The organism is Blautia luti, from assembly GCF_013304735.1.
In the GTDB taxonomy this organism is placed as follows: domain Bacteria; phylum Bacillota; class Clostridia; order Lachnospirales; family Lachnospiraceae; genus Blautia_A.
Genome location: NZ_JAAITI010000040.1, coordinates 1 through 24,406 on the forward strand (window position 1 = coordinate 1; position 24,406 = coordinate 24,406).

A 24,406-nucleotide genomic window follows, 5' to 3' on the forward strand; every position below is an offset into this window, starting at 1 on the left:
CTTCATAGGCTTCTGCCAGTGCATCCAGTCTTTCATTCAGTTCCGAAAGCCACTGTGGATCTTCCAGCTTTTCTTCCAGATAATCCGTGATCTCCGGATAGATACTGTGAAGATGTGGTAAATCCTCCTCATCAAAAACAATCTCGGCTACCCCTTCTGCCATATCCCCTTTCATATAGGCAAGAGCCTGTGCATGTTCTTTTACTGCATTGTTTCTTGCTGCATCCAATACAGACTGCGGTGCATATTCACCCTGGTCTAAAAGCTGATGGATACGTCCGCTGACATCTTCCCATGATAAAAATGCCTTATCTAAAATCTGGTCTGTGACCGTATGCCCCACTACGATCTGCATCCCGGTTTCATCAAACCAGACCGAATATTCACTTCCATCAATCTGAAAGCCTTTTCCACCTTTGCGGTATTCACGCTTCACAAACTCCGTATATTCCTCCGGGGCCTGTTCGCTCATAAAATTATAGATGATACGAAGTTGACTGCCCGCCCGGTTTCCTCCTGTCCGTAAAATATCATCGACAACGCTTTCTGGAATCGGGATTTCTCCGGCATAAAGGGCTGCTGCTCTTTCCTCGATCTGCCGTCTTTGTTCATTTGCAGTTGGATATTCGGGCAAAGATAAAGCAGAGGCAATTTCTTCCTCTGCTTTACTCAGTCCATCTTCTCTTGTATCTTCAACTAGCTGTATACCAATTCCGTCAAGATGCTCTCTTCCGCTGTTGCCATCAGTGCGTTCATATGTGCTGTCCAGGCCATCGGGTCTGCTTCCTTGTCCGGTGCCGGATGGTTCTTCAGCAATTTCTCCATCTGGCTGTCCATCCTCTCCTGTGCTGCCTTCTCGATTTCTGCCAGATGGCTGTTCAGCTTTCCTGTCAGGAACAGGCTCTGATACAGGCTGTTCTTGTGTTCCTTCAGGAATCTCCTCCGAAGCATCCCGTATTTCCCTATCGTCACTTCTTCCTCCTCTACGGTCAGGTTCGGAAACAGGTAATCCCCCTTGCGATGATATGTCAGTTCCATAGTCGGTTCCTCCTTCATTCTCGATATTTTCTTCTTTGTTGTTTTCTACGTCCTGATTTTTATTTTCACGCATTAACGTGTTAAAGTTATTATAATTCCTTTCATTGGAAATTTCAACCTCTTTTCTGACTTCTTCCAGAGAAATTTTATGTACGGTCTTTCCAATATCAATCAGAATACTCTCACTGAGCTGGCTTGCCGCATTTCCAAGGAAGGTGAGAACTGACAGACGGTTATAATCTGTGATATGCATGAAGTCCTCTTCTTCCAGAAGTTCCATCGGTTCAAGCCCGCATCGTCTGGAAAGCATGTAATATACACTGTCCGTTGCAAGCTGACGGAAATCACTGCGGATCGTGACTTCATCCAGATCTTCCAAATACGTTCCTTCCGCAGCATACTCCAAACCGTCCAGATATTCTTCCAGACTATCTGCGACCATTTCCCTTGCAACCGCCATCAATGCGTACTGCAAAGTTGCTGTATCCTTTTCTTCCAGAGCATAGACCTCTGCCAGATGGGTGAGGATCTCTTCTCTCTGGTGTTCCTGCATCTTCCAAAGATACGGACTTCTGCCCCCGGCTACCATGTGGGTATCCGAAATATCAAACACATAACGGAGTCTGGTATGCTGCCCTGTTTCATCAAGCAGGGCGATTCCCCTTGCACCACAGTTCACCCATCGGAACATCTTTTCATTCCATAATTCCAGTGATGCACAAGCCGTTGCTTCCGGATGCTGTGCATGGATCAGAAGCTGGTCTGAAAAAGAATAACGATATAACCTTGATGCTGTGTCCATATAATCCATCCAGTCTCTGGGTGAACTGCTCACTGATACCGCATGTTCCTGTGCCAGTTCCCGGATGTCCTGTAATTTCGACATACTGCCTACCTCCTTGTCTTATTTCTTTTTCTTCTTTGGAAATTCCAGATGGAACCTTGGCTTTCCGTCCTCCAGTGTCAGTAAAAGATCTGCGTCAAACTTTATATCTTTTTTTCTGGAATACAGCCCTTTTACATGAGTACAGGCTTTATCAAGAAGCTCCACTGCCATCTTTTTATCCAGTGTTTTCTCCATGCTTCCTAAGAAACGGTTTTCTTTCCAGAGGGCAAAATCACACTGCCGGTTGGAACAGTAAAAATTCTGTTTTCCTTCGTAGACATCCGAACCGCAGACCGGACACTTACCGATCACTTCCCTTGCTTTCTGGAACCTTCTCCTTTCCACTTCCGGTATCTCCCTGCACACAGAAAGAATCTTACCGACTAAGGAAGTGATCTCTCCCATAAACTGTGTATCTGTGATCTGCCCTTTTTCCATCATTAAAAGCTGATTCTCCCATTCGGCAGTCATTGCGGCAGATTTCAGATAAGCCGGCATGACATTCACCAGTTCCCTGCCCTCTGTGCTTGGCAAGATCTGCTTTCCTTTTCTGACTGCATAGCCGGAAGAAACCAGTTTTTCAATGATGCCAGCCCTGGTTGCCGGAGTCCCCAATCCTTTCTTCTCTGTCTCCGAATCAAAGTCTTTATTCCCTGCGGTTTCCATAGCAGCAAGGAGGGTATCTTCATTGAATGGTTTTGGCGGGGAAGTAAAATGCACTGTCTTTTCTGCCTTTACCGGAGAAATCGTCATTCCTTCTTCATAGCCATATGGAATGGAAGTTTCTTTTTCCGTTTCTTCTTCCGGCTTGGCTTTCACGCACTGGTTCTTAAAAGCATTTCCCGCCTCTTTAAATCCCATCTGCACCGGCACTTTTCCTCTGGCGGTAAAATCATGTTCCTGACATTTGACCGTAATATCAGTCTGCTCATACTGATACTCTTCCCCGGTTGCCTGCACCAGCTGCTGGCAGACCAGCATCATCAGGTTCTTTTTGTCCGCTGGCAGATCAGAGATTCCTTTTTCTACGGCTTCTTTGGTTGGAAGAATCGCATGATGGTCGGATACTTTTGCATTGTTGATCACTCTGGTGATATTATGTCCCAGCTGTCCATAATCCAGGAACGGAAGTAAGACTGGCATTTTCCCTACCAGTTCCTCTACGGTATCCCTCATATCCTCCGTCACGAACTGGCTGTCCGTTCTTGGATAAGTGACCAGCTTTTCTTCATATAATTCCTGCAGCATATCCAGTGTTTTCTTTGCCGTATAGCCAAAGTAACGGTTTGCTTCCCTTTGCAGGCTAGTCAGATCATAAAGTTTGGGAGGAAATGCTTTCTTTTGTTCCTTCTTTACCTGTGTAATCACAGCTTCCGAACCCATACATAAGGAAGCAAGGAGATCGGCGGCTTCCTCATTTGCAATATTTTCAGAAACCACCGTAAGCCTTCCGTCTGTCAGTGCTACTTTATAAAAGGCTTCTTTCTGAAAATGCTCAATCTTATCCTGACGTTCTGCAAGCATGGCAAGCGTTGGCATCTGCACCCTGCCCACAACCAGACGTTTAAAATAACAGGTCGTATATGCCCTGGTTCCGTTCATTCCGATCAGCCAGTCTGCCTGTGCCCTGCATACCGCAGCCATGCAGATATTCCGGTATTCCTCTGCTCCTTTCATTGTATGAAAACCTGTCCGGATTGCCGTATCTTCCATGGAACTGATCCATAAACGCTTCACCGGTTTCCTGCATCCGGCAAGGTCATACACTCTCTGGAAGATCAGTTCCCCTTCCCTTCCTGCATCACAGCCATTTACCAGATAGTCCACATCTGCCCGGTTCATCAGGCTTTTTAACACATCAAACTGTTTCTTCTTATCTCTGGAAACTTTCAACTTCCAGACCTGCGGAAGAATCGGAAGGTCATCAAACTGCCATTTCTCATATTTGGAATCGTATTCTTCCGGCTGTGCATACTCTGCCAGATGCCCAAGGCACCAGCTGACAATACAGCTCTCTCCCTCTAAATATCCGTCCCCTTTCTTATAAGCTGACAGGTTTTTGGCATAACTCTGTGCCACACTTGGTTTCTCTGCGATCACTAAAAATTTTGACATACGCTTTTTTGTCCTTTCTGAAAAAAGGGCAGCCAAACTGCTCTGGCCGCCCCTGTCCTTATTTTGGTTGCTTCTTTGGAGATGGAAGTTTATTCTTTTTCCTCATCCTCTTCTTCATTTACATACGGTCCGTCAGAGAACTCCAGCTGTTCGCTTACATAGTCCTCCTCTTTGCCACGTCCATGCTTTTTATAAACAGCGATACCTGCCACTCCAAGAATCACTGCAAGTACGATTGCTCCAAGACCTTTTACATTCATTCCTGTCTGTTCTTCTTTCTTCACTTCGGTTTCCTCCTCTACTGCCGGGGTAGTTTCCGGTGTGGTTTCCGGAATCACTACGGTTGATTCTTCGGTTTCTTTGCTCTTTTCTGTCTCATCCAGAAATTCTGCCAGGTCATTCTCATCGACCAGGGACATCATGTACACGTTTTCTGTATTGCTGGAACGGTCAATGACCATGTAAAACGTGTTTCCCTTCTTGGTCTGGATGGTAAGGAACTGTTTCGTATCATCATTTTCCTTATCATCCACCAGCTGGGCATTTCCCGGAGTAGAAAAAGCAGAATTATCCCCTTCCCCGGTGACCCTTCCGATATCCTCTTTCTTCTCCGTATCTTCTGTTGATTCTGTTGTTGTTTCTTCTACTACCTGTGTCGTTGTCTCCTCCGCCGGTGGGTTTGCATTTGCGTAAACCGTAGCAATGGATGTCCCGGAGATCATGGTGACTGCCATGGCAATCATAAGCAGTTTCTTTACCACTTTATTCCTCATCGTCTAAAACCTCTCTTTCTGTCATCTGACCAACAGATGGTCTATGAACTTCTGCGTTGTTTTCCTTTTTCTGCGGAGCTTTTGCATCCTCCACCGTAATACCGCCATCCTCATCCATCTGGATCGTAACGGTTCCTTTCTGAATCCCGTCAAGCAGGACAAGCAGGCTGCGGCTGTCCAGCTTCATGGAACGGAACGACTTAACGATCTCTATATCTTCCATCTGCTGTCTCAATGTATTCTGCCGCTTCAGGTGTTCCTGTAATTCAGCAATCTTATCCTCCGTTTTCTGAATATCATCCAGAAGTTTTTTTAATTTCATGTTCATCTGCCCTGTCACCTCCTCTAATGCAGACGACCAAACGCCATAAAATGTTCCTGCCAGTAGGCACTTGCGATGCTCGTATACTGGACAGGCTTGCCACAGTGGATCATCATGTTATTGCCGACATAGATTCCCACATGGCTTGCTCCCGCTGTGTCATAGGTTCCCTGGAAGAAGATCAGATCTCCCGGTTTTGCCTCCGATGGCGATACCTGCGAACAGTGTGACCGCAGCTCATCGGCAGTACATCTTCCGACATTCCATCCATTTCCACAGTTATTGATAACCCAGCTTACAAAGCCGGAACAGTCAAAACCACTTGGGGAATAACCGCCCCATACATATGGAACACCCAGATATTTTTCTGCTTCCTGTATCATTTTTGCAAACTGTGGATCAGATAAAGCATCTGCCGGTATGTCGTAACCAAATCCACTGCTTCCGGTGGGTATGCTGTTTAGATCAAACAGATAATCACGGTTGCCATAATATTTGTTATACGCATCGTAGCGTTCCTGTTCTTCCTCTGTCATACGGCTCCTTAACACGGCATCCAGGCTGTGGTTTGTCATCGTTACATCCAGGCGGTTCACTTCTTTTGTGGTCGTGACCTGCACTTCCTGGCTTCCATTACTGTCTGCTATGTAGGCTTCCCATGTCTGGTGTCCATGTGCGGATGCCGCCGCATGATTGTCATAGTAAACATCGAACTGTACCCCATATCTTGCAAACGCTCCAGTATCTTCTACTACATATTCCACACCGTTCATGACTACATGTGTTCCGATCGGCACAAATGGGTTCGCTGCATCCACGGCAATCGTATGGTTTGCTGTCGGCATCGCCCCACTGGCTGTCGGTCCGCCACTCCACTGCCCACAGCAGATCGGGCAGTTACAGTATCCACTCGTCACAACCTGTCCCAAGGATTCCCCTACCCGGACCGTCTTGGTTTCCGTAACCGTCTCTCTGGTAGAGTCTGTGGTGATCCCATACTGCTGTCGGAAGATTTCCTTAATCTCCTCTGCCACTTCCTCGTAAGTGAAGCCGCCATATTTTACCGTAAGATAAGAGATCAGCTGATATGGGTTATGACCGATCTCATCAATCTGATACCGGTATTCATCGTAATCCGGATGGGTGGATTCCATCTGGTTGATCTGTGTATTCAGTGCTTCTTCCAAGGCACGGTACGCATTTTCAGCGGCATAAATATCTTCATCCGTACTGGAATAGCTGGTAGAGATGATCGCTGAGGAAGCTCCCTGCAAGGATGCCGTACAGCTGGTAAAACTGGCTGCGATCAGCACAAAGATCAGGGCAAAGACTGCTACCGTGGCAAAAATTCCCCGGTTCTGTGCCATCACCATCTTGACCGCATCTTTCGCTTTTTCCGTAAACTTCTGTGCGGAAGTGATCGCTGCATCCTTTACTTTTTTACTCTGTCTGGCTGCCTGATACTGCTTCTGGTAACGCTTCTTCTGAAAGAGTTTCTGCAGGGCAGATTTCTTTTTCTTCTCTGCTTCTCTTTTCACTGCGTCCTTCGCTTCATTTCCATAGGCAGTCTCAAATACCAGCCTGCTCCTTTCTGCTTCATCCAGGACGCTTTCTTTTAATCTCCGAGATTCTTCCCTCCGCCCTTTCAGCTGTTCCCGCATGTAGATGGATTTCCTTGCAAGGCTTTCCCCGGCAAGTTCTGCCCGGTGTGCCCCTTCCACTGCCGCATTTTCATCCTCTTCTTCGTGCGTTTTCCAGTGTGCTGCTGTGACTGCCGCATCTTTGACTGCCGATGCCGGATTCCGGATACCGATCCCGGCACCATGTACCATGCCGTCACCCTCATCACCAAAAGACAGACGGGAAACTTTTTTCCGCTGTTCCTTCAGCACCCGTTCCCTTTTGGACTTGCCTTTGATCTCCTCGTGGAACTTATCCAGGGAATCTTCCATCACTTCGGAAGTTTCCCGGTAACGGGCAGATTCTCTTTTGGCTGCTTTTTCTTCTCTGGAAGTCTCCTTTTCCTTCCTTCTTTCCTTTGCAGCATAATCCCTGACCATCTTTTTCTTCCGAAGATCCCGGCTGTCTGCAACTGTCTCCAGATATGCCCGTTCCCCTCTTGGCTGTCCACGGATACTCTCTGTGCGAAAGGCAGATTTGGGGTTCTCGCTGCTATCGTCTGTAAGCCCCTCTTCTACATCCGCATCAGTTGCTATATCTTGTTCATCATCCAATATATCTGCATGTTCCCTACTATATCTGGGTTTTCTGGAACTCTGCTCCGGCTGTTCCATCTCCCGTTCTTCTTTCAGCCGTTCATGTCTGCGTTTACTAAAATCCAGTTCCTCTTTCTTCTCACTGCGGGAAATCTCGGTATCCGTATCCCGCCCGGTGATCCTTTTTTCTTCCTTGTTCCGGAGGTTTTCTTCCCGCAGTCCATCCCGGCTCATCTTCTGGACGGTTTTATCTCTCGCCTTATACTCATGCTCCTGCAACTTTGACCATCCCCTTTACTGCTTTGTCCCGGTTATTCTGTCTTATCCTGATAGTCCTCCCATTTCTCCAACACTTCATCTGCCATCCCTGCAATGGAATCCGTCAGCTTGTCTGTCATTCGCTCACTTAAAGTTCCCCTTACAGCCAGACAAGATGTAATTCCCATGAAATCAATCAGTTCCGCCAGATAGATAAGGTCATCCATCACTTCATCAGCCGTCACTTTTTCCTTTGTGTCCTTTTCCATTTTCAAAATCTCCTTTTCATTGTCTGCACAGATTCTTTCTGCAAATATGCAGCAAGGTTCGCCGCTGCATCTCTCCATGTTTCTGTAATCTTCCATCTTGTAATCCTCCATGATTTCCGGGCAGAAAAATTGCCGGAAGTATTCCTCCGGCTCATCCTCTACTCTGTTTTATTTTGTTTCGTTTATTTCTTTAATCGTCCCGTTCTCCGATACCAAGTTTCTTACGCTTTTCCACCTCATCCGGCTTAGAAGTCATCAGGGCATACAGCATCAGGGAATTATCAAACTTATCCTTGAACGGGATAATGGTGCTGCCATAAAAGACCAGTCCCTCACCTTCCCCGCTGTTCGTTACATAAGAAAGCTGGTGAGGGGAAATGTTGAGCTGTTTTGCAAGGATCTGTCTGTCACCAGATGCCTGGTTGAGCATCAGGATAAAGTCCGAGTTTTCAAAGATGTTCTCAATCTCCCGGCTGGCTAACAGGTCTTTTACGTTCTGTGTGATACCCGTAGGGATACCACCCCATTTACGGAAACGCTTCCAGATCTCCACACTGTATGCTGCCGTCTGCTCCTCTTTTAAGAGCAGATGGAACTCATCAATGTAATATCTGGTACTCTTATTCGCAGAACGGTTGACCGTTACCCTGTTCCACACCTGGTCCTGCACGATCAGCATACCCAGTTTTTTCAGCTGTTTTCCCAGATCCTTAATGTCAAAACATACGATACGGTTACTCAGTTCCACGTTGGTTCTATGGTTAAACACTTTTAAGGAACCATTGACGTAAATCTCCAGTGCCGTTGCCAGACGCTGTGCTTCCTGCTCTTTCTGATTACGGAGAAGATTATATAAATCCTCTAAAATCGGCATTTTTTCCGGTACCGGGTCAGAAAGGAAATCCTGATAGACCAGCCTTACGCATCGGTCAATGACGGTCTTTTCAACCGGCTCCAGTCCGTTCTTTCCGCCTACTACCAGCTCACAAAGAGACAGGATGAAGTCCGATTTTAAGGAAAGCGGGTCATCATCGTCAGCGTAATCCAGGTTAATATCCATCGGATTGATATAATCGTGGCTGGTCGGGGAAATACGGATCACCTGTCCATGAAATGCCCGGACTAACGGATAATACTCCCCCTCCGGGTCACAGACGATAATGTCATCTTTCGTCACGATAAATGCATTTGCAATCTCTCGTTTTGCCGCAAACGACTTACCGGAACCCGGTGTACCAAGAATCAGTCCGTTCGGGTTCTTCAGTTTCTTCCTGTCTGCCATGATAAGGTTATTGGACAGGGCATTTAATCCATAATAAATAGATTCCCCCGCCATAAATAATTCCTGTGTGGTAAACGGGACAAAAATTGCCGTGGATGTCGTTGTCAGTGCCCGTTTGATCGGTACAAAATTCACCGCAAGCGGCAGGCAGCTCATCAGTCCCGGCTCCTGCTGGTAATCCAGCCGTTTCAATGCACAGTTATATTTCTGTGCGATACCGGCAGTCTGGAACACCACATTTTCCAGTTCCTGTTTGGTCGGTGCAGTATTTAAGAACAATGCTGTTACAAGGAACATTCTCTCATTTCTGGACTGTAGATCTTCCAGAAGCCTTTTTGCTTCCCCACCGTATGTATTTAAGTCCGAAGGGATAATGTCCATGTCATAGCCTGCCCGGACTGCTTTTTTCTGTTCCTCGATCTTCATACGGTTAATATCCGTCACCTTGCTTTTTACCAGCTTGATTGCCTTCATCTGGTCGATGGACTGGATATGGAAATTCACCATCAGGTTGCTGTCCATCTCCAAAAACTCTGCCAGCATCTTGTCGGTAAGTTCCGGTGCAAGGATCTGTAAATAGGAAACAGCTCCCATCGTGCCGCCCATCTCAAAATCTTTTCCATTCTTAAATACAAAACTGGTCGGTGCGACATAATCCTTGGTACTAAGCCCTGTCCGAAGTACATCGTCATAAGAGAAATGGAACGGAACTTTGCTGTCCTGGTTAAAGGTTTCATACATGATCTGTAACCGTTCCTCTCCGTTCAGCGGATAGGCAGATACCCCAAGGATCTTAAAGTTATTCAGAATATCCGACTCGATACGTTCCAGTTTTGGCCGTGCTTCCCGGATATTCTCCGCTTCAATCCCAAATGTGATATATTTGGTACGCATCAGCCCGTTATTTCCTTTTGCCAGCTGGTTATTGAGCATCTGGGCAAACTCCATACGTAGGTCATCAAATTCATCCTCCTGCGGATTGATATGGATGACCTTCTCATACTCTGCCATGTTGCTGTGCTGGTTGATAAAAGACAGCTGAAAATGAATTGTGCTGTCAAAGTAATTCAGGAAATCACACCAGTTTTCAAAGATGGCGTTCTTATCTTCATTCTGTGCCAGCTGATAGTTGATGTCATAAAAACGGATCGTCTTGGAATAAAACTTGTCCTGCACCCGGCAGATACCGTCCCTTCCCATCTCATGGTATGGAATCGACTGCTGTGCAGTGATCCTCTTATCTCTGGCACTATCCGGTGTTTTCTTTCCTGTCCCACTGCCTTTCGTTCCGGAAACCACTTTTCCTGCCGGACGCTGCCCCGACGGTGCTGCGACAGATCTGCTCTTTTTCTTTTTTGCGTTTTTCTTTGCGTCACGCACTGCCTGCTTTTCTGCTCTGGCTGCCAGCTTTGCTTCCCTTTTTGCATTTTTCTTATCCGCTTTTTCATGTTCCTTATGCAGTTTTTCTTCATATTTCTGTGCCCTTTTGAGGGCTTTCTTTTCCCTGCGTGTCAGTTTCCGGTTCGGTCTGCGGACACCTCTTTGCCGTTCCAGTGCTTCATACCCTGTCACCATAGGCTCATCATGCAGTCTGCCGCTTACTGGTTTTCTTTTCATTGCGGGGTCTGGAAGTTCTTCTTCTCCATCCTCCTCATCCAGCCAGTAATCATCCGGATATAATTCGTCTAAGCTCTGTGGCGGCTGTCTATCGTTTTTTCTTTTTAACATCCTTCGTTCCCCCTTTCTTCTTTTTGACCACGGTATACTTTTTCTCGTACATATTTTCCATCTGGTACTTGCGTACCGGAGGACGGATAAATTTTACGGTGATCATATTTTTTAAGACCTTTTCTAACGGGAGTCCATCCTTCTCATACATGGCAAACAAAAATGCCGGAAGCATCAGAAGGCACATCCCGGTCGCTGCGTTACTGGAACCAATAATTCCCCTGCTTAAGAAATAAAACGGAAGCCCTACCGCCGCCGCAATCCCAAAGCAGATCAGCTGCCGTTTCGTCAGATTGAAAATGATCTTATTCTTGACCTTGGTTAAGTCTTTAGGCACAGATACAAATGCCATTGCCAGTTCCTCCTTTCTTAATGGGCGTTAAAGATACTGCGGGCGAAGTTTCCTGTTTTCATCAGACTGAAACACAGGATCACCGTGTATGCCATCACGCCGAACAATGCAGAATGTATGTTATCTGACATCTGGATGTTTGCGACCAGGACCGCATAGATTCCCACGCAGACCATCATAAAAAATCCCTGGAATGCCAGTGCAAACAATCCACGAAGATAGTTGTTCCCGATCTGCCCCCATTCCCGGTTGGACATGGTTGCGAACGGGATCGCTCCAACGGACGAATAGAGATAAATCTCAATCATACGTCCATACAAAATCACTGTAATAAAGACTGAGATAATCTTCATACACAGGCTTACAAGCATCGTTTCCAGTGCCAGTATGACAAGTTCACCGATCTCCATAGATTCCATCGCCGTCTCCATCGTGGAGATCATCGTATCTATATTGATCGCTGTATCAGAACTGATAACCCCAGCTGCCCGGCTGACTACGGACTGCCCGACATCAAATACCGCCATCGTGATCGTAAAGGTATGGCTGACGATCCAGACTGCCACCCACATCTTGAAAAAGTATTTAAAGAACATCCAGGTGTCGATGTCGTGCATGTTGTTCTTTTCCGTCAACATGGAGATCAGCTCATAACAAAGTACAAATGTGATAATCATACCGGCAATCGGTACAATGACCGACTCGGAAAGATTCTGTATCATGCTGTAAATGCTGCCATTCCAGCCCTGCGGTGTCTGCCCAACCTGAGCAGCAATCTGACCGGTCTTTTCATTGACATCGGTATACATTGTTGTCAGGTTGGAACTTACCATGCCTGTCAGAAGATTCCTCATCCATTCTTCAATCGCTTCAAATATCCGATCCATGAGTCATCTCCCTCCTGCTTCTCTCAGCTGAACAATCCGGACAGTAACGGTACCAGCTGGGTGCCGATCAGAACGACACCGCCTCCTGCCATCAGCTGTTTTATGTCTTTTATGAGAAAATATTTGCTCGAAATGAGCCTTGAAAAGATTAAAATAGATTAAATTTTGATAGATTTTTCTTATTTATGGGAGCCGGAACCTCTTTCGATGGTTCCAAGCTCCGGTATTGGTTTTAAGTTGAAATGAATTTCCATTGTGACCGTTTCAGGAGTACGGCAGTAATTTTCTGTTCCGTCTTTCTCCTGCGGTTCTGAGATAACGATTTTACTGATCAGCCGGTTCAGAAGATTGGCATCCAGTTCTTTGATGTCCGCATACTCGCTAATATCGTCAATCCACTGCTGGGACTGTGCATCCAGTTTTTCTTCCGTATTCAGCACACTCTCATTCTGGAAAAGTTCCTTTTTGATATCTGTCTGCTCCTTCTGTGTCTTCTCCAGCATCTTATCAAAAACAGATTCTGTAATCTTGTCATTGATAAGGTCATCATACAGTTTTGCAATCAGCCGGTCTAACGTTTCCAGGCGGTCTTTCTGCTTTGATACCAGCTTCTCCAGACTTTCCCTGTGTCCCTGTGTATCTTCCTCGCATAACTCCTTTACCCGGTTTTCCAGTTCTGTTCCGTCTCCGGTAACTGCTTTTGCACATTCCTGGATTCTGGTAAGGACTGCATCATACAGGTCATCAGCGTCCACCCGGTGCTGGGTACAATGTGCTTTCCCCTTATGGATATAAGTGGAACAGGTATAAACTTCATGCTGGTCTTTGGTGTGCGTCTTCTTCAACGTCAACGCACCGCCACACTCTGCACAGCGGAGTAATCCGGCAAACATGCTGTATTCTCCCTGTTCTGTCTGGCGTTTCCTGCCTTTCATCTTTGCCTGTACCAGATCAAATACATCCTGCGGAATGATTGCTTCGTGGGTATCCCTGACTGTGATCCAGTCCTCCGGAGCTTTATCTCCCTGATTGCCAATCTTGAAACGGTAGTACCTTTTCTGGGAAGCCATGTCACCACAGTAAACGGGATTCATCAGCAGGGATTTCAGATAGGATTCATCCCATACATATTTCCCATTTTCCGGGTCTTTCTTTTCCCATTTTGTGTAATAGGTGCGGAGTCCCCGTTTCCGGTGCCACCATGACGGGCAGGGAATCTGCTGGCGTTCCAGTTCTCTGGATATAAAGTTAATCCCATGACCGTCCACCGCCCACTGGAAAATTTTCCGGACAATCGGTGCTGTCTCGTCGTCAATCAGGAGATGTCCCTTTTCCTCCGGGTCTTTCTGATATCCCAGTGGTGGAACAACACCTGTAAACTTTCCCTTGGTTGCCTGCAGGTGATAGGACGCATGGACTTTCTTGGAAATATCTCTGGAATACATCTCGTTCAGCACGTTCTTAAATGGGGCAATCTCATTGTCTCCGGCAAAGGTATCCACATTATCATATAATGCGATATACCTTACTCCATGCTTTGGGAAAAACTCCTCCATCAGAAATCCTGTCTGTACATGGTTTCGTCCCAGTCGGCTCTGGTCTTTGGTAATTACAAGATTCACCAGTCCTTTTTCACAGGCTTTGAGAAGTCTCTGCAAATCAGGTCGGTCTGTGTTCAATCCTGTATAACCATCGTCCTGAAACACATCCACCACCTGCCAGCCCTGTGACTGACAGTAATTCACCAGTATGTCTCTCTGGTTGGAGATGCTGGCACTCTCTCCGGTCAATTCGTCATCTTTGGAAAGTCGGCAGTATACACCAACTCTCCAGGTTGCATTTCTTTCTATATTGTTACTCATATATCTGTTGTTCATCTGATACCTCCGTTACTTTGCACATCCTACGCAGATTTCAGATTACTGAACTCATAATCATTATACTGCTTATCTTTCATTATTGCAAGTTTATCTTTTGTTTTCGTGTCACGTATTTTCTGTGCGATCACCTCTGCAAACACTTCTTTTGCGTCCTGATCACCGTCAAAATATACTCTGATGTTGATAATTTTCTTCTTCACTGCCATTGTAAAACCTCCATTTTTTGCAAAAAAAGAGCAGCTAATCCATTTTTACAGATTAACTGCCCAGACTGTTGGTTACATATATTAAAATTTTTGTATTAACATTTCAGAAATTGGGGATATAATAAAGACAGGGATAAATCCCTGTCAGATGAACTGCATATTTTAATTTTCCCATTGAAAACAAGAGGAATGTGTGGTACATTTGTTATAGGAAAAGCACCCACTCCAAAGTGGATGCCGCCTGAGTTGACTAAATGGTCTTACGACCACCGCCTATCCTGTTGGCAGACAGGATAGGCATTTTTATTTCCTCTTGTTCTTCCGATCAAGAAAGGCAATAATCGCAATTAACAGGCTACCAAAAGCGATCAGTAAACTGAGTACGCCTAAGAATATTGAGATAATCTCATAAGCTGTCATATCACGCACCTCCTTTCTTTCATCTCAGAACCCCGAAAGGCTCCGGTCTGTAAATATCAGGAGGCAGCCACACCCTGTCACAGGTGCTTCCCCGTAACATTGCTGTTACCGGATAATCATACCATTATATCCGCCATATTACAATTCATTTTTGTTCCAGATTCACAGCAATCCTTATTCTGTATGGATACCTGCTATTTCCGTTTGATTGCCTTGCACCGGCAGACGGCAGACGGCAGATAGGGTATCTATAAAGCCTGCCGTTCACTCCAAAATTCTGCCGTCACCCATTCTCCCTTGTTTTTTTAATCGAATGGTATTTTCCTGCTTTTCATTCATCCGATAATCCAGTTCTTCTTTCATCCGGCTTCTGGCTTCTCGCATGGTTCTCTGGGAGATTCCCTGTGCTTTTGCCTTTTCATCCAGTTCCCGGATTGTGACTGCATTTCCGTCTGCAAGCAGTTCATAGATCAGTTTCGTTCCCCGTTGCAGTTTTGTTTCTGTCGGCTTTCCTTCCTTTCCGTCCAGAAGATCATCTGCGGAAATCTCATAAGCTCCCACCCAGCGGAATCCTTCTTCATCTCCAAGTTTAAATGCCATCGTCTCACCTGGAGGTGCAAGAGAACTTTTCTCATGGATCAGTACTCTTGTTGTCGGGTCTTTCTTTACTTTCCCGATAAAAAGCAGGCTTCTCACCGCCGCCATGATATCAATAGAACCAAGTCCCCGGTAAGTACTCTGTGTCCCTGAAGATTTATTCAGATGTCCGATCAGCACAATCGCACAACCGGTCTTTTCAGCGATCATTCCCAGTTTCCGGAATACCGGACGGACTTCATTTGCCCGGTTCATATCCACATCGGCACCGATAAAAGCCTGTACCGGATCAATGATTAAAAGTCTGACCTGATTCTGACGGATTGCTTTTTCAATACGGTCATCGGATAACGTCAATGCTTCCTCTGTATCATCAATGACCATCACCCGACTCAGGTCTGCTCCTGCTTCCACCAGCCTCGGCTTAATCGTATCTCCCATACCGTCTTCTGCAGTCTGATAGATCACATTAAAAGGTTCAATCTCTTCCATGTTCGGGAAAGTCTTACGGTTCGTGCAGGCTGCGGTCAGCATCATGGCAAAATAAGTTTTTCCCTCTCCTGGATTGCCCTGAATAATCGTCAGTTTTCCAAATGGCAGATAGGGAAACCACAGCCATTCTACACTGGTCTGTTCAATGTCTTCATAACACAACATCGGCACCAGTTCTTCCTTCTCCGGTACTTTCATTGTAACTGTTTCAATGATTGATTTCTTCCTGTCTGCATTTTTATCACAGAGGATTTCATTCCAGTCCTTTCGGGACGGTTTCAGACGGATGACACTGTATCCGTCCGGGATTTCTATTGCCAATTTCTCACTGGCTTCATTCCCTGCATGGTCATTATCCAGGCACAGGAAAACCGAAGTAATCTGAGGGCGTTCAGAAAGAAAAGCCATCAGTGCCGCACTGGAAATGCCACCCAGACTCAGGTAGCTCCGCTTTTTCCAGTCTTTGGGAAATAATTGGATAAAAGAAAGCAGATCAATGGCTGCTTCAAACACAAACAACTGATTATCCGTCCCTCTGTGACAGAATCCGTAAGATTTATCAGATTCAGCCACATCTCCCCGGTATTTTGTTTCACCAGTTCCCCTGCAATGGGCATATCTTGGAATACCGTCTGCATCTCTGCCAACAAACACCACATTATGGTGCTTCTTTTCTTCATAAATATCCCCACTGCCGATCCATTCCTCCACCATATTCTTTTCAATCCCTCTGTTTTCTGTCAGATATCTGATGATTCTATCATTATTTTCCTCTTTCTCTGGTAATCGGAAGTCAGGGGACGGGGCGGGGCAGGTACTGTTCCTGCCTTCGCCTTCCTCCCCGGTTAGCATCTTGACAGCTTCCGGAAATGTGGCATTGTAAAATTCCATCACAAAATCCACCGGATAGCCACCCCTCCCCTGACTGTGCCTGTACCACCGGTTTCCGGATACCGTTACACTGTCATGCTTTTTCCAACGGTATTCCTTTCCGCTTTTCCCTAGTTGTTCTCCCTGTGCGCTCAGAAAAGAAACAATATCTGTCTGATTTGCTCTTATAATTTGTTCTTCTGTATACTGCATTTTGCTCATCCTTTCCCGTCTGTCCTGCTGACAGACTGTTATAAACTCATGTCATAGTTTCGCTTTTTCTTCACTGCCTGTTGTTTTGCATCACGCTCTGCACACTCTTTCTTTTTTTCATCCAGTTTTCTCAGAAGAGAGGTCTTCTTTTCTGGATTCTGCTCCGACTGGTTCAACGGCTGTTGCTCTGCTTTCCCGTTTTCTTCAAGAATCTCTTTCGCCTGAACTGTGTAAAATGTCGGGAACTTCACCTGCTTCTCCCTTTTTTCTTCTGAACGCCCGGAAGTATCTGCTTCTGCCATTTCCCGGTCACGTCTGGCAATATCCGCACAGCTCTGTACCTTTTTCACAAAAGTTAGTTCCTCCTGGTACGGCTGATTATCTGCTTTCAGCTCTTCGATCCCCGCCTGAAGTTCTTCTTTCTCCCGTTTCCATCTGGCAGTTGGCACTTTTCCATTTTTATCCAGATGTTGTTTCAGTTCCCGTTCACATTTGCGGTAATAATTGATTTCTTTTTTATGCTGCTGATAATATCTCTCCCGTCTTTTCTGAAAATAGAAATGGTTATACTCATCAATCAATGGCTGATTTGTTTTTATTACCTCTGCCATCTTTTCCAGATTCTCAAGTTCCTTTAACTGTTTCCGCTTTTCAGAAATTTCTTTTTTACTGACAGAAACAACACCGTTCAGTTCCTCAATCCGTTCCTGCAAGTCATCCATCGTTTCTATCTGATGTGTCTGAAGATAACTGATGGATTTTGCAAACTCCTGTAAATTGGAGAGATTCTTACCTCTCTGTTTCATCTCCGCATAAAAATTGGGAAGTGGTGGTCTGCCCTGTGTCTTTTTATCATAATAATCCTGCAGGCTTTCCAGCAGTGTCGGGTTCTGCCTGCGATCCAGCTCTGCTTTCATTTCCTCATAAGCTGTCTTCATCCACTGAATGGATTCTTTCAGAGAAATAAACATCTGGTTAAACTGCCGGATTGCCCGGTTCAATTCTCCGATCACCGTTTTGATTCCCTTTTTCTCCATTGCCCGGACTTCATATCCCTCATGGATGGTCGGGATCAGGTCAATCCCCTGTTCTTTGTAGGAACGGTGGTCGATTCTGGATGCCATGTGGCACTCCCTGAATTTCCCATTTACTTTCTCTGTCCATGCCCGCCGCCATTCTTTTAAAAGCTCCGGATCATTCCATCCGGTAGTAGAAACAGCATTGAACATATCTTTTCCTTTGGCATCCTTCACCCGGTTTCCATCCTCATCAAGAATATATTCCCTTCTCTGCTTATTGCCCCAGATTCCTTCCTCTGTAAAAGGACGGATTGGGACAAGCACATGGAAATGGGGATTATCCGGTTCTTCTTCATTTTCCGCTTTTCCCTCATGGACTGCCAGATCCACGATCATGCCACGTGCCACAAACTGCTCCTGGCAGAACTCTTTTGCCAGTCTGATATTTTCCTCAAGTGTCAATTCATTCTGCAGTGCAATGTCAAACGAATAGGCAAGCTGTGCCTTGTTGTTCCGTTCCACATGCTCCACCTCGTTCCAGAGTGTTTCCCTGTCAGTCAGACGCTCTGGCACATACTCCGGTGTCAGGATTTCTGTAAATATCACACCTGACTTGCTCGTATAATCGTGTATCTTGTTGTAATAACTGTCAAAAATCCTCTGCCCGGAAATATAGGCTGCGGAAGCGACCACCATCTGCCCTTTCCCTCTGGATACATTCCTTACTGAAAAATGATACAGTGCCATTAACTGTCATCTCCCTTCTCTGTCTTTTTTACTGCTTCTGCAATCTGCTGTTGATCTTTGTGTAAGGCGGCTATATGAGCCTGCCGCACAATACTCTTGTTGTAACTGCTGTTCTGCAGTTGATTCATCATGTCCTGGACGTCTTCCTGTTCCAGATCTCTGGACAGCGGAAATACTTTCTCAAACTCTGCCCCTTTGACAATCAGCCGGTGGGAACGTTCCCTGCGTTCTACCAGCTTCTTCCGCTGCTCCAGAATGTTTTTGTGGTGAATTGCTGCCTCCAGTTCCTGTCTGCTCTTTTCCATGTTGGCCTTCAGTTCCTCCAATGACATGGATTCATACTTTGGATTTTTTGCTCTGCTCATTTTCTTGTACTCCTTCTTTTTTCTGTAAACAAAAAGAACCGGCTTATTCATGAATGCCGATTCCTGGGTATAAAAAACTGAGGTCGTTGTCCTGTGATTAGGAAATGCTGACCTCAGCGTTTTTGAAATATTTAATTGTTGCTCCTTGGAATGAAAGTCTTTGTCACCATTGTCGTATAAATTTAAACTCACATCCCATATCAGGATTTCTTTAATTCTTCCATATACAGTTCAGCTATATATGCCGGACCAGTGCACCACAGCTTTGTCTTCTCATCATACAGTGCTTTTCCTGTCTTTGAACACAAAAAATCTGTCAATACCTCGTTTCTGTCCTTGCCTGTCTCTTCTGCGATTTCATCTGTCACCATAGTGATCAGAAGGTCGATTGTATAATTCATTTTTTCCTTTGGAATTGTTACTTCAGCCATATCTTCTCACCTTTCACAAATTTCAGACACTCAATAGCTGCCTCAGTTTTAAAGCAGTATTGATCTTTCAATTTATTCGGCAGCAACTGTCTGATACAGAAATCGTCTGCTACTTTATCACCTGCAGTCCCAAAAGCACCCGCAAGATAAGCGGTAAGAGTAGCGTTTGTTGCATCATCCGCAATCTTTCCTGCAATGATATCATATTTTGCCATTTCACGTTCAACCTCAATAAACATTTTTTTCTTTCGGTGAGCGGCGATACAATGTAACCAGTCCACATCTGCATTTTCAAAAATATGCGTTTCAAGATTTTCTGAAAGTTTGAATTCAAAAGTTGAAATATATCCAAACTTCTGCCCCTCTTCAATTGTTCCGGTTGCGATGGCTTTGGCTATTGAGGTTCTCAGAAAACTTTCTGCCTGTTCCTTTGATGTGGTTAAATAAAATCCCTGTCCAAAATCTTTTCTCTTTGCACATTTGGCAAGATCTGGCTCTTTTACTTCACAATAACTTCCATGATAGAGAACAAATCCATCTTTTAACTCAAGCACTAATCTCTATCCCCTTTCTTTGCAAAAATTCAGTAATATCTTCAAGCACAGCTTCATCGCCTTCACAATGAAAAATCCCATAGCATTTTTCTATATATCCAAGAACATCGGCTTCTTTAAACAAGTGGATAATCTGTTCAACAGGTAAATGCCACTCTTCTGAAGCAAGCCGGATTAGTCTTGTTTGCATAAAAGTAATCTCTGTTTTCTCACTCATTATGAATCCTCCTCATTTTCTTAGTCAGTAAAACCGGAATTGTTGATTACCAAGGCATATTTCCAAATCGACTAATAAAAGTTACTGTTAGTCCGGTTTTATCAATCATTGCAAGTTTTACGATTGCGCCTGTACTGTTTGCTTTCCTCCGTCGACATTCAAATCTGTTGCCGTGGCACCTGGATCAGCGCAGTTCACCTCTTATGTCTTGGAGTCCTTTTGCATACTTCCAAAAGAACCCAGTCCGCTTGAAACATTTACGATAATAGTTTTATTTTTTCTCTCATTGTCATACAATGCACCTACTTCCCCAGAATTTATTTTACCACGTATTCTTCTGTTCGTCTGTCACCTGCATCGTATCTGCATTTACCAGATAAAAATCTACCAATTCGGTCTCGTAATTGCCATCCGGATATACTTTTTCTAACACCAGTTCTTCGCAGGAATTACCATCTGCATCTGTCTTGGAACCATTATCGTACAGACAGTATCTCACATTTACCGTATTACCGTTCTTTGTTTCCTGCGTTTCGCTGACGACAGCATAGACTTCTCCCTTTGCATTCGCCGTGTAACTGAACGCCATATTTTGAAGTGTATTCTGCTCCTGAAGGTAATTATAAACTGCCAGCATTGCATTTTGAATTGTCAGACCATCATGCTGCCCTTCTGTCTCGTAATCTTCTATGGTATTTCCACTCTGAATATCCTCTGAATCTGTTGAATTCTCTGTATCCAAATCCGGTAATTCTGTAGTATCCTCTTCTTGATTATCTTCTTCATCTATTGTATCCGAAGACCACCACAGACCATCCATACTCTGCATAACAAATGGATTATTGGTTCTGTATCTCCGTTCACCACCATAATCTTCCTGCACAGTTATATACGTATATTTGCTGTCACAACCAGTCACCGTTTCTGTTCCATCCATTCCGAACACTACACTCAGACCACTCATTCCAATAATCAAAAGTGCAAATATCGCAGCAGCTCCATAGACAATTATCAATGCCACTTTGTTTTTACCGAATTGTATGGATAATGCCTGGCAATTGTGTCTGTATAAACTCACGATCCCCCAGATCAAAAGAACCGCCAGACTGATTGTAATAACAGTAATCGATATTTCTGCGAAACGATATCTCACTTCATATCCCATATCACGTTTTATACCATACCACAATCCATAGAAGAAGGTACTATACGCAAGAACCAAAGTAATGATACTGATCCGTATCGGATGCTCTTTTTTATCCGGCACTGCCTTCTTCAGTGCCTCTGCCATCTGCGCTGCCGCTCTCTGCTCTATCCACATAGCAAGCTCTGCTTTTGACGGATATGTGCATTTAGTATCCGGAATCCCTGCGTAACACATCTGGCTCTCTTGAATCCCTGTCGCATCTCCTGCTGCCATTGCTGTAACCACTTTCAGGTAATAATACAACTTCAACTGTGCTGGATTGAATTTATCTATACGAATATCTGCCAGCTCCTGTGCAGCCCGTTCATAATTGTTAAGGAGTACACTCATCCGTGCCATAACCAAAAGCATCTGATTCGCTACAGCAGGGTAACGGTGATATTGCTTCTCATATAAATACCGTGCATACTCATGTCGTTCTTCCGGTGTTAACCGATAGGACTTCTTTCTATTCTGTGCCAGCATCGCAATTCGCAGACCATAAGCCAATTCCAAAATTGCAATCAGCTGGCAGATAAATGCACCAAATCCCCAGATATCCGTTGTATACCGCACATAGGTCACCAACACAATGCCTAGCATTGCCGGAATCACGATCAACCATTTTGTCCAACCTGATCTTCTCATAAAAATCTCCTGAATTGTTTTTCTGAATATAGTATATTACCGCACACACCAATCGACCATATACATATTGTGACGATGCTGTTACTTACCATAACAGTTGCTGTTTCTAAGGTCATCTATTTATAGCCTGAGAAATAACTGGTTTCCCATCTCTGTCCAACAATGGAGTCAGTCCACCTGAATACCCACATGCATGGTATAAATAATTCACACCAGTTTCCTTATCCACCCATATCTCAGTAGTAGTTAATGCTCCCTGAGAATATATTTTTTCAAATCTCTCTTCTTTCGCCATTTTCAATTTCCTCCCATAATCAATTTTTCGGTTTTATAAAAAATGTTTCTCTGTTACTTTCTCGATTGTATCATGACATACAGTTCCATCTTCGGCAATCGTCGATTTTCTGATAAATCTCGAATGATGCTTTAATACTCCATAAGCATACCAGTCATGGTTGCAAAATACTTTGCAGAACTCTGCATAGCCATGTTCCTTACAGGTATCGAAATACAGACACCTGCTGATTTCATAAGTAAATCCACTATCATCATCCTGCAAAATTTCTGTCTCCCAACATACCTTTTTTTCGCCCTCCAGATCATCTACCAGAGACTGTCTCACAATCTTATAGCCATTCGGCAATAAATCGACATGCTTTTTTCTCTTTTTCCGTTACCATATTTTCTCCCAACTTGCACACTAAGTCATAATTTTCCAAACACTAAAACTTGAATTTCTATTTCTGCTGCCATGCCATTACATAGTCTTTTTCTCCAGTAGCTTCATCCAAACCGCTATACTGAATCTCAAATCCTTCTCTTTGATAAAAGGATATTGCCCGTGTATTTTTTTGATATACATTTAAGATTAATTTGTTTCTTTTTCCCTTTACATAGTTTAGCAAAATTTTACCTATACCTTGAGATTGCATTTCGGCAGAAACAAAAATACCTTCAATGTATTCGTTACTTAACCCTATAAAACCCTGTATTTCCTGTTTATCCTCGTAAACATAGACAGTTGCCTGTAATAGAAGTTCTTTTACTAACTCAAAATTACTTTTCCAATATTGAGCAGAGATAAAATAATGTGTCTTTATATTTGTATCTAACCATATTTCTGCAACTTTATTTATATCCACTTTCCGTAATTCTCTAATCATAACGGTGATGCTCCTCAAACTCCGATTTTCTCAATTTTTCAAACTGGAATTTACGAACTACAATATCTTTTCGAGAAAAAGATGGTTTTTGTGTGCAATTACATCTCCAACTTTTTTAGAAGCACTAGCAATTATTTCAAATCCATTTTTTTGATACAAAGATAGCGCAGGAATATTTTGACTTCCTGTATCCAAACGTAGTGCCCTGCAACTATTTTTTTGTGCTAATTCTGTAGCGAATTTTATTAGTGATGATGCAATTCCTTTACCAGACATACTCGGACGTACCATTAAAAGGTGAATTACCATTACCTCATCTTCAGATAATTTTTCTTTCCAAGGAATAGTTGCATATTCTATTGGTTGAACTTTATCAATAATGATACTTCCAACAATTGTTCCGTTTTCTTCATATACAAACAAAGCACCAGCATAAATAGCCCGTTCTGCATCATCTTTCGTTGGATAAACCCCTTTCTTAAATACAGTAAAGGCTGTATGATTCAGTTCATACTGGAAATGCTCATTGTAAGTATCTTCAATCGAATTAACATCTTTTAGTATTGCTTTTCTAATCATAAAATCTCTCCACAAATTTTGATTTCACACTTTCTTTCCCCTTATATGTCTATATCTGAAATATTCAGTCACAAACTTTATCAGGGATAGGCATCTGTGCCGCAAGGGGATCTTCCCCTTGTACGAAATCTCTGATTTCGCTGTATTTCCCGGTTTGAGATTTCTTGAAATCGGGAACAGCACCGCAGGTCGCACGATACAGGCAGATGGAATTGCCTGTATAGAAGTGCGCTCTTAGCGTTGCTAAGAGATTTATGCCGTATCCGGCGTGTTATCTTTTTTCAATTTCTTTTTTCGACTTCTGAAGCATTCTTCCAGTTTTAATAATTTGACATGTCTGCTCTTGTTACTCATCATCTGTAAATTCCAGCATCTCATCAACGGTGCAGTCCAGCTTCTTGCAGATCTTCTCAATCGTCTCCATTGATACATACTGGTTTTTTCCCATCCTGGCAAGAATATTTCCACTGATCCCGGTGAGGTACTGCATCTCTATCCGCTTCATATTTTTATCTATGAGCATTTTCCATAATCTGTTATAACTTACGCCCATAAGCAACCTCCATATTTTTCATCTGAACATATTTTGATTATATCACGATTTCGTTAGGTTGAATACCTGTAATTTTTGATGTCTTCTGTAAAATGGAAAAGAGGATGCCCCGACAAAGGGCAACCTCTCCAACCATTTAC

The 24,406-nt window shown here is 44.1% G+C and carries 25 protein-coding genes and 1 pseudogene; all 26 read right to left on the bottom strand.

What is annotated here, in order from left to right:
* On the bottom strand, positions 1-634 hold a 634-nt coding region (locus G5B06_RS19660; RefSeq protein ID WP_420314389.1), incomplete at its 3' end, for a hypothetical protein.
* A 62-nt stretch (positions 635-696) separates the two neighbouring features.
* Positions 697-1,056, bottom strand: a complete 360-nt coding sequence (locus tag G5B06_RS19665; protein WP_334294341.1) for a TnpV protein — start codon at positions 1,054-1,056, stop codon at positions 697-699.
* An 886-nt stretch (positions 1,057-1,942) separates the two neighbouring features.
* Positions 1,943-4,039 (bottom strand): DNA topoisomerase 3, encoded by a 2,097-nt coding sequence (locus tag G5B06_RS15620; protein WP_173772477.1) that lies wholly within the window; start codon positions 4,037-4,039, stop codon positions 1,943-1,945.
* 89 nt (positions 4,040-4,128) lie between these two features.
* A complete protein-coding gene (locus G5B06_RS15625; protein WP_117640123.1) occupies positions 4,129-4,812 on the bottom strand; it encodes a CD1107 family mobile element protein in 684 nt (227 codons plus the stop codon).
* Positions 4,802-5,140, bottom strand: coding sequence for a DUF4315 family protein (locus G5B06_RS15630; protein WP_117640121.1), 339 nt, complete (start codon positions 5,138-5,140; stop codon positions 4,802-4,804). The genes G5B06_RS15625 and G5B06_RS15630 overlap by 11 nt, the downstream gene beginning before the upstream one ends.
* Before the next feature lie 17 nt (positions 5,141-5,157).
* On the bottom strand, positions 5,158-7,629 hold the full coding sequence (locus G5B06_RS15635; protein WP_173772479.1) for a CD1108 family mobile element protein: 2,472 nt from the start codon (positions 7,627-7,629) through the stop codon (positions 5,158-5,160).
* A 32-nt stretch (positions 7,630-7,661) separates the two neighbouring features.
* Positions 7,662-7,973, bottom strand: coding sequence for a hypothetical protein (locus G5B06_RS15640; protein WP_173772481.1), 312 nt, complete (start codon positions 7,971-7,973; stop codon positions 7,662-7,664).
* Positions 7,974-8,067: 94 nt separating this feature from the next.
* Positions 8,068-10,887, bottom strand: a complete 2,820-nt coding sequence (locus tag G5B06_RS15645) for a VirB4-like conjugal transfer ATPase, CD1110 family (RefSeq protein ID WP_173772483.1) — start codon at positions 10,885-10,887, stop codon at positions 8,068-8,070.
* Entirely contained in the window at positions 10,865-11,239 is a 375-nt protein-coding gene (locus G5B06_RS15650; protein ID WP_004612758.1) for a PrgI family protein, read from the bottom strand. Before G5B06_RS15650 ends, G5B06_RS15645 begins: the two co-directional genes overlap by 23 nt.
* Positions 11,240-11,256: 17 nt before the next feature.
* On the bottom strand, positions 11,257-12,126 hold the full coding sequence (locus G5B06_RS15655) for a VirB6/TrbL-like conjugal transfer protein, CD1112 family (RefSeq protein WP_004612759.1): 870 nt from the start codon (positions 12,124-12,126) through the stop codon (positions 11,257-11,259).
* Between the two features lie 23 nt (positions 12,127-12,149).
* Positions 12,150-12,230 (bottom strand): annotated as a pseudogene (locus G5B06_RS15660) (Maff2 family mobile element protein); the annotation flags it as partial.
* 75 nt (positions 12,231-12,305) lie between these two features.
* Positions 12,306-14,003, bottom strand: a complete 1,698-nt coding sequence (locus G5B06_RS15665) for a recombinase family protein (RefSeq protein ID WP_015521926.1) — start codon at positions 14,001-14,003, stop codon at positions 12,306-12,308.
* A gap of 26 nt (positions 14,004-14,029) precedes the next feature.
* Positions 14,030-14,212 carry a hypothetical protein gene (locus G5B06_RS15670; protein WP_015521925.1) on the bottom strand — a complete coding sequence of 61 codons (183 nt, stop codon included), beginning with the start codon at positions 14,210-14,212 and terminating at the stop codon, positions 14,030-14,032.
* Between the two features lie 303 nt (positions 14,213-14,515).
* Entirely contained in the window at positions 14,516-14,632 is a 117-nt protein-coding gene (locus tag G5B06_RS19085; protein WP_015543458.1) for a putative holin-like toxin, read from the bottom strand.
* 264 nt (positions 14,633-14,896) lie between these two features.
* Complete coding sequence (locus G5B06_RS15675; RefSeq protein WP_173772485.1) at positions 14,897-16,804, bottom strand: AAA family ATPase; 1,908 nt, start codon at positions 16,802-16,804, stop codon at positions 14,897-14,899.
* Positions 16,805-16,842: 38 nt separating this feature from the next.
* Positions 16,843-18,570 carry a MobQ family relaxase gene (gene mobQ / locus G5B06_RS15680; protein WP_003864580.1) on the bottom strand — a complete coding sequence of 576 codons (1,728 nt, stop codon included), beginning with the start codon at positions 18,568-18,570 and terminating at the stop codon, positions 16,843-16,845.
* Positions 18,570-18,935, bottom strand: a complete 366-nt coding sequence (locus G5B06_RS15685) for a DUF3847 domain-containing protein (protein WP_015543456.1) — start codon at positions 18,933-18,935, stop codon at positions 18,570-18,572. The genes mobQ and G5B06_RS15685 overlap by 1 nt, the downstream gene beginning before the upstream one ends.
* A gap of 200 nt (positions 18,936-19,135) precedes the next feature.
* Entirely contained in the window at positions 19,136-19,366 is a 231-nt protein-coding gene (locus tag G5B06_RS15690) for a hypothetical protein (RefSeq protein ID WP_003864582.1), read from the bottom strand.
* On the bottom strand, positions 19,354-19,920 hold the full coding sequence (locus G5B06_RS15695; protein ID WP_020944841.1) for a DUF3990 domain-containing protein: 567 nt from the start codon (positions 19,918-19,920) through the stop codon (positions 19,354-19,356). Before G5B06_RS15695 ends, G5B06_RS15690 begins: the two co-directional genes overlap by 13 nt.
* Positions 19,913-20,137 (bottom strand): DUF3791 domain-containing protein, encoded by a 225-nt coding sequence (locus G5B06_RS15700; RefSeq protein WP_003864584.1) that lies wholly within the window; start codon positions 20,135-20,137, stop codon positions 19,913-19,915. Before G5B06_RS15700 ends, G5B06_RS15695 begins: the two co-directional genes overlap by 8 nt.
* 322 nt (positions 20,138-20,459) lie before the next feature.
* Positions 20,460-21,971 (bottom strand): hypothetical protein, encoded by a 1,512-nt coding sequence (locus G5B06_RS15705; RefSeq protein WP_003864585.1) that lies wholly within the window; start codon positions 21,969-21,971, stop codon positions 20,460-20,462.
* A gap of 112 nt (positions 21,972-22,083) precedes the next feature.
* Positions 22,084-22,266: a DUF6440 family protein gene (locus G5B06_RS15710; protein ID WP_003864586.1), complete on the bottom strand. Its 183-nt coding sequence runs from the start codon at positions 22,264-22,266 to the stop codon at positions 22,084-22,086.
* A 33-nt stretch (positions 22,267-22,299) separates the two neighbouring features.
* A complete protein-coding gene (locus G5B06_RS15715) occupies positions 22,300-22,614 on the bottom strand; it encodes an L-2-amino-thiazoline-4-carboxylic acid hydrolase (RefSeq protein ID WP_040466130.1) in 315 nt (104 codons plus the stop codon).
* A 94-nt stretch (positions 22,615-22,708) separates the two neighbouring features.
* Positions 22,709-23,134 carry an N-acetyltransferase gene (locus tag G5B06_RS15720; protein ID WP_003864588.1) on the bottom strand — a complete coding sequence of 142 codons (426 nt, stop codon included), beginning with the start codon at positions 23,132-23,134 and terminating at the stop codon, positions 22,709-22,711.
* Between the two features lie 57 nt (positions 23,135-23,191).
* A complete protein-coding gene (locus tag G5B06_RS15725) occupies positions 23,192-23,713 on the bottom strand; it encodes a GNAT family N-acetyltransferase (RefSeq protein WP_003864592.1) in 522 nt (173 codons plus the stop codon).
* Positions 23,714-24,059: 346 nt separating this feature from the next.
* Positions 24,060-24,266, bottom strand: a complete 207-nt coding sequence (locus tag G5B06_RS15730; protein ID WP_003864593.1) for a helix-turn-helix domain-containing protein — start codon at positions 24,264-24,266, stop codon at positions 24,060-24,062.
* Between the last annotated feature and the right edge of the window lie 140 nt (positions 24,267-24,406).

What these genes read in the sequence shown, in the direction of transcription:
- G5B06_RS15630 (WP_117640121.1), bottom strand. Translation starts at nt 5,140, where the DNA reads ATGAACATGAAATTAAAAAAACTTCTGGATGATATTCAGAAAACGGAG.
- G5B06_RS15650 (WP_004612758.1), bottom strand. Translation starts at nt 11,239, where the DNA reads ATGGCATTTGTATCTGTGCCTAAAGACTTAACCAAGGTCAAGAATAAG.
- G5B06_RS15670 (WP_015521925.1), bottom strand. Translation starts at nt 14,212, where the DNA reads ATGGCAGTGAAGAAGAAAATTATCAACATCAGAGTATATTTTGACGGT.
- G5B06_RS15685 (WP_015543456.1), bottom strand. Translation starts at nt 18,935, where the DNA reads ATGAGCAGAGCAAAAAATCCAAAGTATGAATCCATGTCATTGGAGGAA.
- G5B06_RS15655 (WP_004612759.1), bottom strand. Translation starts at nt 12,126, where the DNA reads ATGGATCGGATATTTGAAGCGATTGAAGAATGGATGAGGAATCTTCTG.
- G5B06_RS15725 (WP_003864592.1), bottom strand. Translation starts at nt 23,713, where the DNA reads ATGATTAGAAAAGCAATACTAAAAGATGTTAATTCGATTGAAGATACT.
- G5B06_RS15705 (WP_003864585.1), bottom strand. Translation starts at nt 21,971, where the DNA reads ATGAGAAGATCAGGTTGGACAAAATGGTTGATCGTGATTCCGGCAATG.
- G5B06_RS15665 (WP_015521926.1), bottom strand. Translation starts at nt 14,003, where the DNA reads ATGAACAACAGATATATGAGTAACAATATAGAAAGAAATGCAACCTGG.
- G5B06_RS19085 (WP_015543458.1), bottom strand. Translation starts at nt 14,632, where the DNA reads ATGACAGCTTATGAGATTATCTCAATATTCTTAGGCGTACTCAGTTTA.
- G5B06_RS15710 (WP_003864586.1), bottom strand. Translation starts at nt 22,266, where the DNA reads ATGGCGAAAGAAGAGAGATTTGAAAAAATATATTCTCAGGGAGCATTA.
- G5B06_RS15730 (WP_003864593.1), bottom strand. Translation starts at nt 24,266, where the DNA reads ATGGGCGTAAGTTATAACAGATTATGGAAAATGCTCATAGATAAAAAT.
- G5B06_RS15620 (WP_173772477.1), bottom strand. Translation starts at nt 4,039, where the DNA reads ATGTCAAAATTTTTAGTGATCGCAGAGAAACCAAGTGTGGCACAGAGT.
- G5B06_RS19665 (WP_334294341.1), bottom strand. Translation starts at nt 1,056, where the DNA reads ATGAAGGAGGAACCGACTATGGAACTGACATATCATCGCAAGGGGGAT.
- G5B06_RS15625 (WP_117640123.1), bottom strand. Translation starts at nt 4,812, where the DNA reads ATGAGGAATAAAGTGGTAAAGAAACTGCTTATGATTGCCATGGCAGTC.
- G5B06_RS15640 (WP_173772481.1), bottom strand. Translation starts at nt 7,973, where the DNA reads ATGGAAGATTACAGAAACATGGAGAGATGCAGCGGCGAACCTTGCTGC.
- mobQ (WP_003864580.1), bottom strand. Translation starts at nt 18,570, where the DNA reads ATGGCACTGTATCATTTTTCAGTAAGGAATGTATCCAGAGGGAAAGGG.
- G5B06_RS15645 (WP_173772483.1), bottom strand. Translation starts at nt 10,887, where the DNA reads ATGTTAAAAAGAAAAAACGATAGACAGCCGCCACAGAGCTTAGACGAA.
- G5B06_RS15700 (WP_003864584.1), bottom strand. Translation starts at nt 20,137, where the DNA reads ATGAGTGAGAAAACAGAGATTACTTTTATGCAAACAAGACTAATCCGG.
- G5B06_RS15675 (WP_173772485.1), bottom strand. Translation starts at nt 16,804, where the DNA reads ATGCAGTATACAGAAGAACAAATTATAAGAGCAAATCAGACAGATATT.
- G5B06_RS15690 (WP_003864582.1), bottom strand. Translation starts at nt 19,366, where the DNA reads ATGGCTGAAGTAACAATTCCAAAGGAAAAAATGAATTATACAATCGAC.
- G5B06_RS15720 (WP_003864588.1), bottom strand. Translation starts at nt 23,134, where the DNA reads ATGATTAGAGAATTACGGAAAGTGGATATAAATAAAGTTGCAGAAATA.